The 6,042-nt window shown below is 41.5% G+C and carries 8 protein-coding genes, 1 tRNA gene and 1 other RNA gene; 1 reads left to right on the top strand and 9 read right to left on the bottom strand.

Features of this window, described 5'->3' with window-relative positions:
* Positions 1–339 precede the first annotated feature (339 nt).
* From JOD17_RS21135 to panD, 9 genes are all read right to left on the bottom strand, one after another.
* Positions 340–609, bottom strand: a complete 270-nt coding sequence (locus JOD17_RS21135) for a pro-sigmaK processing inhibitor BofA family protein (RefSeq protein ID WP_204699904.1) — start codon at positions 607–609, stop codon at positions 340–342.
* A 105-nt stretch (positions 610–714) separates the two neighbouring features.
* Complete coding sequence (locus JOD17_RS21140; protein WP_204699905.1) at positions 715–912, bottom strand: DUF2508 family protein; 198 nt, start codon at positions 910–912, stop codon at positions 715–717.
* Positions 909–1,505: a recombination mediator RecR gene (recR, locus tag JOD17_RS21145; protein WP_042414398.1), complete on the bottom strand. Its 597-nt coding sequence runs from the start codon at positions 1,503–1,505 to the stop codon at positions 909–911. The genes JOD17_RS21140 and recR overlap by 4 nt, the downstream gene beginning before the upstream one ends.
* A 13-nt stretch (positions 1,506–1,518) precedes the next feature.
* Positions 1,519–1,830, bottom strand: coding sequence for a YbaB/EbfC family nucleoid-associated protein (locus JOD17_RS21150; RefSeq protein WP_042358010.1), 312 nt, complete (start codon positions 1,828–1,830; stop codon positions 1,519–1,521).
* Between the two features lie 13 nt (positions 1,831–1,843).
* Entirely contained in the window at positions 1,844–3,577 is a 1,734-nt protein-coding gene (gene dnaX / locus JOD17_RS21155; RefSeq protein ID WP_204699906.1) for a DNA polymerase III subunit gamma/tau, read from the bottom strand.
* Positions 3,578–3,701: 124 nt separating this feature from the next.
* Positions 3,702–3,967, bottom strand: an RNA gene (gene ffs, locus JOD17_RS21160) — signal recognition particle sRNA large type.
* 26 nt (positions 3,968–3,993) lie between these two features.
* The gene (tadA, locus tag JOD17_RS21165) at positions 3,994–4,518 is read right to left on the bottom strand and encodes a tRNA adenosine(34) deaminase TadA (RefSeq protein WP_420827955.1); all 525 of its coding nucleotides are present in this window, start codon (positions 4,516–4,518) and stop codon (positions 3,994–3,996) included.
* A 45-nt stretch (positions 4,519–4,563) separates the two neighbouring features.
* Positions 4,564–4,656, bottom strand: a tRNA-Ser gene (locus tag JOD17_RS21170).
* Between the two features lie 144 nt (positions 4,657–4,800).
* Positions 4,801–5,184, bottom strand: a complete 384-nt coding sequence (panD, locus tag JOD17_RS21175) for an aspartate 1-decarboxylase (protein WP_204699907.1) — start codon at positions 5,182–5,184, stop codon at positions 4,801–4,803.
* Positions 5,185–5,412: 228 nt separating this feature from the next.
* Here panD and JOD17_RS21180 point away from each other — a divergent pair, with 228 nt between their 5' ends.
* Positions 5,413–5,934, top strand: coding sequence for a hypothetical protein (locus JOD17_RS21180; RefSeq protein WP_204699908.1), 522 nt, complete (start codon positions 5,413–5,415; stop codon positions 5,932–5,934).
* The last annotated feature ends 108 nt before the right edge of the window (positions 5,935–6,042 follow it).

A 6,042-nucleotide genomic window follows, 5' to 3' on the forward strand; every position in this document is an offset into this window, starting at 1 on the left:
ATTGAAAGTGTTTCCTTTTTCGTTAGCACGGGGGTGCCAACGAGGCTCGTACTTCTATAATAGAAGCGCTAGCTTTTATTGCTTTAATTCGCTTAACTTTCATTCAGTTTTCAAAGGGCAATTGTTTTGCTTGTTTTGCGTTGCTGTCGTTGTGACAGCGACTTTATTATCTTATCATCTCTTGTCGTCCGCGTCAACAACTTTTTTTAAAAAGTTTTCGTTGTGATCGTTTGTGTTTCGCGATCTCTTGTGGCGACTCTTAATATATTATCAGGGTTCTATTAGACTGTCAACAAATCTAGTAATATTTTTTTTAAAAAATATTCCGTGCTCCTATTTTTAGAATGGAAGCACGAAAAAATGAACAGCAAAAAGCATGAGAACCCCTGGTATACCAAGGAATCCTGCGATAGAAGCTGTGAATAGGTTGATGGGCATGTGAATACCAGCTAAGTTTCCAAATAAGTTTATAAGAAACAAAGCAACTGCCCCTAATAGCAATCGGATCGCTCCATTACCAATCCATTTCACTGGTTTTAACGAGGCTCCTACAAACATTAATATAAAAACTGCCACTCCAATGATCGATACAAGTACAATGGGCTCCATGTTTACATCCCCTTCTTCTTTCTAGTTTTCACCATTGTATGCTTGTACTCGTTTAGACTTTCCTTATTTCTAATAAAAAAAGAAGAACCTTGGAATCGGCTCTTCTTACGTCATTCTTCTCGCTTCTTTTAAATAAAAACGATACTTCGCTTCTTCTACTTTTACATACGTGAGTGCTTCATGACTTGGATCGATACTCTTCTCCATATGTTTCTTCTGTCTATGAAGCTTTTCTTTTTGTTGTTCAAGTAAATGGTAGATTCGTGCTTTTTCTCGTTTATAAACCTTTTTCTTTGGCTTCAAAGTTCTCGACGTCCTTCCACTGCTCTAGACAGTGTCACTTCATCTGCATACTCTAAATCTCCACCGACAGGTAAGCCATGTGCAAGTCTTGTTACACGTATTCCTGTTGGCTTAATCATTCTTGATAAATACATCGCTGTTGCTTCTCCTTCTATTGAAGGGTTTGTTGCAACCATAACTTCTTTAATCGTATCATCTTGCAGACGCTTAATTAATTCTGCCATGCGTATATCTTCAGGCCCAATACCATCCATTGGTGAAATGGCTCCGTGTAAGACATGGTATTGACCACGATACTCTTGCATTTTCTCAAGAGCCATTACATCTTTAGAATCCTCAACAACACAGATGACTGAACGATCCCGCTGACTATCATCACAAATCAAGCAAGGATCTTTATCTGTAATATAGTAACAAACTGAACAGTGAGTTAGATCTCGCTTTGCATTGACGAGTGCCTTTGCAAATTCAAGAACATCATCTTCTTTCATATTCAAAACGTGAAACGCCAAGCGACTCGCCGTTTTCGGACCAATGCCTGGCAATTTCATAAATCCTTCGATTAACTTAGAAATCGGTGCAGGGTATTGCACGAATTCATTCCTCCTACATTAGGCCAGGAATATTCATTCCCTTCGTGAACTTACCTAAATCTTCCTCAACAAGCTTGTCTACTTGTTGCAAAGCATCATTTGTCGCAGCAAGTACGAGGTCTTGTAGCATTTCTACGTCTTCAGGATCAACAACTTCCTCATCCATGATGACTTCCAAGATACGCTTGTCCCCAGAAGCAACAACTTTAACAGCCCCGCCTCCAGCTGTCGCTTCAACAGTCTTTTCTTTTAGTTTCTCTTGCGCCTCAGCCATTTGCTTTTGCATCTTTTGCATTTGTTTCATCATGTTACCCATGTTTTTCATCGTAAAATCCTCCTTAAGAATTGGACGGCGAATCGTCAATGACATGAACAAACTCTTCACCGACAAGTTTATGTGCCTCTGTAATTAGGCGATCTTCTTCCTCTTTCACTTCTGCTTGCTCTGTTTCTGACGTCGAGTTCTGATCTTCATCAGATTGGTTAGATCTAAAGTTCGATTTGAGCTCTTCCCATTGATGATTTAAAAGCGTAATAATTTGGTAGCTATGATCATTATTAGATGCAATAGCCCTTTCCGTCAATGTTCGAAATTTGTCATCGATCATTCCACGATGCATTTCATTTTGAAAAACGAGAATCAATGCATCTGTACTAGCAGCTACCGGCTTAGCATCATTAATCCATGCAGAAGCAGGAACACTTTCTTGCTTTATCGTACGCAAGACATCTGCCCACTTGCTTTCAATTTTCGCCCGCTCTTCTTTTGATGCTTGTTGAAGCATTCGCGTGGCTTGTTTAACGGATGCACCGTTTTGCGCCGTTGGCTGTGGCCTTCGTTTCGGAGGAGTTTTTTGATGTTGTTCTTCTCCAGAAGCTGCAGGTGATTGTGTTTTCACAGAATGAAGTTCTTTTTGCAACTGGGATAGTTGCTCTTTAAGTTGAGATACTTCACCTTGGTCTAACGCTGGTACGTTTGTACCCCCGCCTGCTTTCGCTGCATGAATTAAGGCCATCTCAAGAAAAATCTTCGGATGAGACGAACCTTTCATTTCACGTAACTCTCCGTGAAGACGTTCAATGCTATCATACACCCACGCGCTCTCCACTCGCTCTGCCATTGATACAAATGCATCATCAGCTTGAACACGATCTAATAGTGTATTAAGAGACGGTGCGGTTTTATAAAGCATTAAATCACGTAAATAGTAAATTAAGTCTTCCATAAAACGAAGAGGATCTTTCCCCTCTCGAATCAATGCATCCGCAGCTTGAACGGCTTTTTCAGCATCTCCATCAATAATAGCCTCTACAGCATCCGCTAAGAAACCTTGAGATACCGCTCCAGTAATTGCAAGCACATCTTCTGTACGAATCGTGTTATCTTCTGAAAATGATAATGCTTGATCAAGCAGACTCAATGCATCACGCATCCCGCCTTCTGCTACTCGAGAAATAAGGTGTAAAGCATCCTCTTCACATTCTGCTTCTACTTGTTCAAGAATGTAAGACATACGCTTGATCAATGTCTCCGGACCAATTCGCTTAAAATCAAATCGTTGTGTTCTTGAGATGATCGTCAACGGAATTTTATGAGATTCTGTTGTTGCTAAAATAAAGATCGCATGAGCTGGAGGCTCTTCGAGCGTTTTCAGTAATGCGTTAAATGCTCCTGTAGAGAGCATGTGAACCTCGTCAATAATATATACCTTATACTTTACATCTCGAGGTGCTGCGATGACATTGTCACGAATGTAGCGAATTTCATCTACACCATTGTTCGACGCTGCATCAATTTCTATTACGTCAACGACCGCTCCACTCTGGATCCCTTTGCAAGCATCGCATGTATCACATGGCTCAGCAACCGGCGCATGCTCACAGTTCACAGCTTTCGCCATAATTTTTGCAGCGCTCGTTTTTCCCGTTCCTCTCGGACCACTAAACAAGTAGGCGTGCGCTACTTTCTGTTGGATGAGGGCGTTTTGCAATGTTTTCGTGATGTGATTTTGACCTGCAACGTCTTCGAGCCGTTTCGGTCTCCAAACGCGATATAATGCTTGATAGCTCATAGCTTCTGCCCCCTCCTTTCCAGTCCTTTGACGCTTTGTTTCTATTATACTGTTTTGAAGTGTCTTTTTCAAAATGAAAAAAGCCCCTCTAGTAAAGAGAGACTTCAATAGCTATGTTATGTAACCGCGCACCTTCCGTCGATCTATGCACCACAAGCGTTACCTAAGCAGTTGGCTCGATTCAGGCAACTCCACGGCACACGAAAGGTCATGCTTACTGCTGCTTCCTTCCGGACCTGACAGGGTTCACATGTTTCCGTTGCGTAGAACCCAAACGTCAACACTACTTACAAAGGGCAGACCTCGCAGCGCATAAACCTCGGGAAGGGATTCAGTCTTGCTATAGCGGATTGCAAGTACAGGGCACCGCTAATTCCCCACCTAGCACGGCATGTTAAAGTATATCTGATCAGTTACTAGAAATCAATGGACTTGTTTAATTTCTTTCTCATACGAAGTTTTTTGAAAAAATCCGTCAATAATTTACTGCATTCCTGATCGAGCACATTAGGGGTTACCACGCACTGGTGATTTAAGCGTTCATCTTGAAGCACATTGGCGAGTGTCCCGGCGTAACCCGCCTTTGGATCTTTCGCTCCATAAACAACGCGAGGAATCCGCGCTTGCACAATCGCACCTGCACACATCGGACAAGGCTCTAACGTTACATATAACGTGCATTCTTCAAGACGCCAAGACCCAATCACACGATTCCCTTCCAAAATAGCCATACACTCTGCATGGGTAAACGTATGTTGATCATGTTCACGGCGATTATGAGCGCGACCAATAACCTCATCTTCATAAACGAGGACAGCACCAATCGGCACCTCATCAATCTCTTCCGCCTTTTTCGCCTCTTTAATAGCCAAACCCATAAAGTATTCGTCACGTTTTTGTTGTTCCATATGAAACAACTCTTTTCTTTTAAATTTAGACATAAAAAAAGACCACTTCATGATAAAGTAGGTCGTGTTTTAAAAATATGGCGGAGGAGGAGGGATTCGAACCCCCGCGGGGCGTTAACCCCCTGGCGGTTTTCAAGACCGCTCCCTTCAGCCGGACTTGGGTACTCCTCCGTGTGTGATACAACGTGTCCGACAAAAATTATAGTATCACGGACAGATAGAGAAATGCAATAGTTTTTATGAATTTCTTTTGAAAAACTTTTTTACTGCACGTAACATCTCTGTTCTGCCCATTTTACCATAACGATATACTTCTTACTTGATCGTATGCGCAGGTTCAGTACCTGTTAGCTCAATAATCTTGTTTGATTCATCTAGTATAGCCACTTTGGGTTGATAACCTTTACATTCGGCTTCTTCAATCATTGTATAGCCAATAACAATAATAACATCTCCAGGTTGAACAAGTCTTGCGGCAGCCCCATTTAAACAGAACACACCGCTCCCGCGCTCTCCAGCTATAATATACGTTTCTAGTCGCTCACCATTGTTATTGTTCACGACTTGTACTTTTTCATTTTCGACAAGATCAACTGCATCAAGTAAATCTTCATCGATTGTAACGCTACCAACATAGTGCAGATTCGCTTCCGTAACGGTCGCTTTATGCAATTTGGCTTTCATCATATGACGGTACATCGCTTACTCCTTTGAACGGTTTTCTCCATCATTAATGGTCCAAGTTAAATGTTTTTGGCCAAGGAAGAAACAATTCTTCATTAAAAGTACAACTCCTAACGAGGATGTTGTCTAAGCCTAGTATACATAACTGATCACACAGTTGTCATAAACGAATCGCATTTACATGTTTATAACTTCATTACGCGGGAACTATAGCATTATGATTAAAGATAGGGGGCTCACAAAGTGGCAAAAAAGGACCTTGAGAATCAGTCCTTACTTTTTGTTAAATTCCCAGAGCAAAGTCAAGCATATGAGGCACTATCTGAGCTAAAAAAGCGTTCCCAAGGCCCAGAACATCGCATTGTACAAGCTGCTGTCGTTGAAAAGAGCATTAATGACGATATGGTCTATAAAGATGGATTTACGACAGAACAAGAACATAGCAACGACTGGTTTAAAGGCGGAATGATCGGTGCCGTTGTTGGAATTCTAGGTGGCCCTTTTGGGGTTCTACTAGGCGGTGGAATCGGATCACTCATCGGTGCTGTTGTTACAGGAGACAAAATTAATGATCAAAGTAAAATCATTGATGGGAAATTAGATGGCATTGAAGCTGAAAACCCATTTATTATCGCTCTCATCGATGAAAATGACCAACGCTCATTAGATCAGACCTTTTATGAGATTGACGAGCGAATCGTGATTCGTCGTAGCAAAGCTGAAGACGTTGCAAATGAAATTGCAGAATCAGAAAGTAAGGCATAACACATTTGTGTTATGTCAGGCTGTTGAGAAAGTCATTTCTCAACAGCTTTTTCTTATTTATAGACGCCGAATCATAACCACGCTTTGTTATAATAGAGAAAAGAACGG

Origin of the sequence: Geomicrobium sediminis (assembly GCF_016908595.1) — a bacterium.
GTDB classification, from domain to species: domain Bacteria; phylum Bacillota; class Bacilli; order Bacillales; family Marinococcaceae; genus Geomicrobium_A; species Geomicrobium_A sediminis.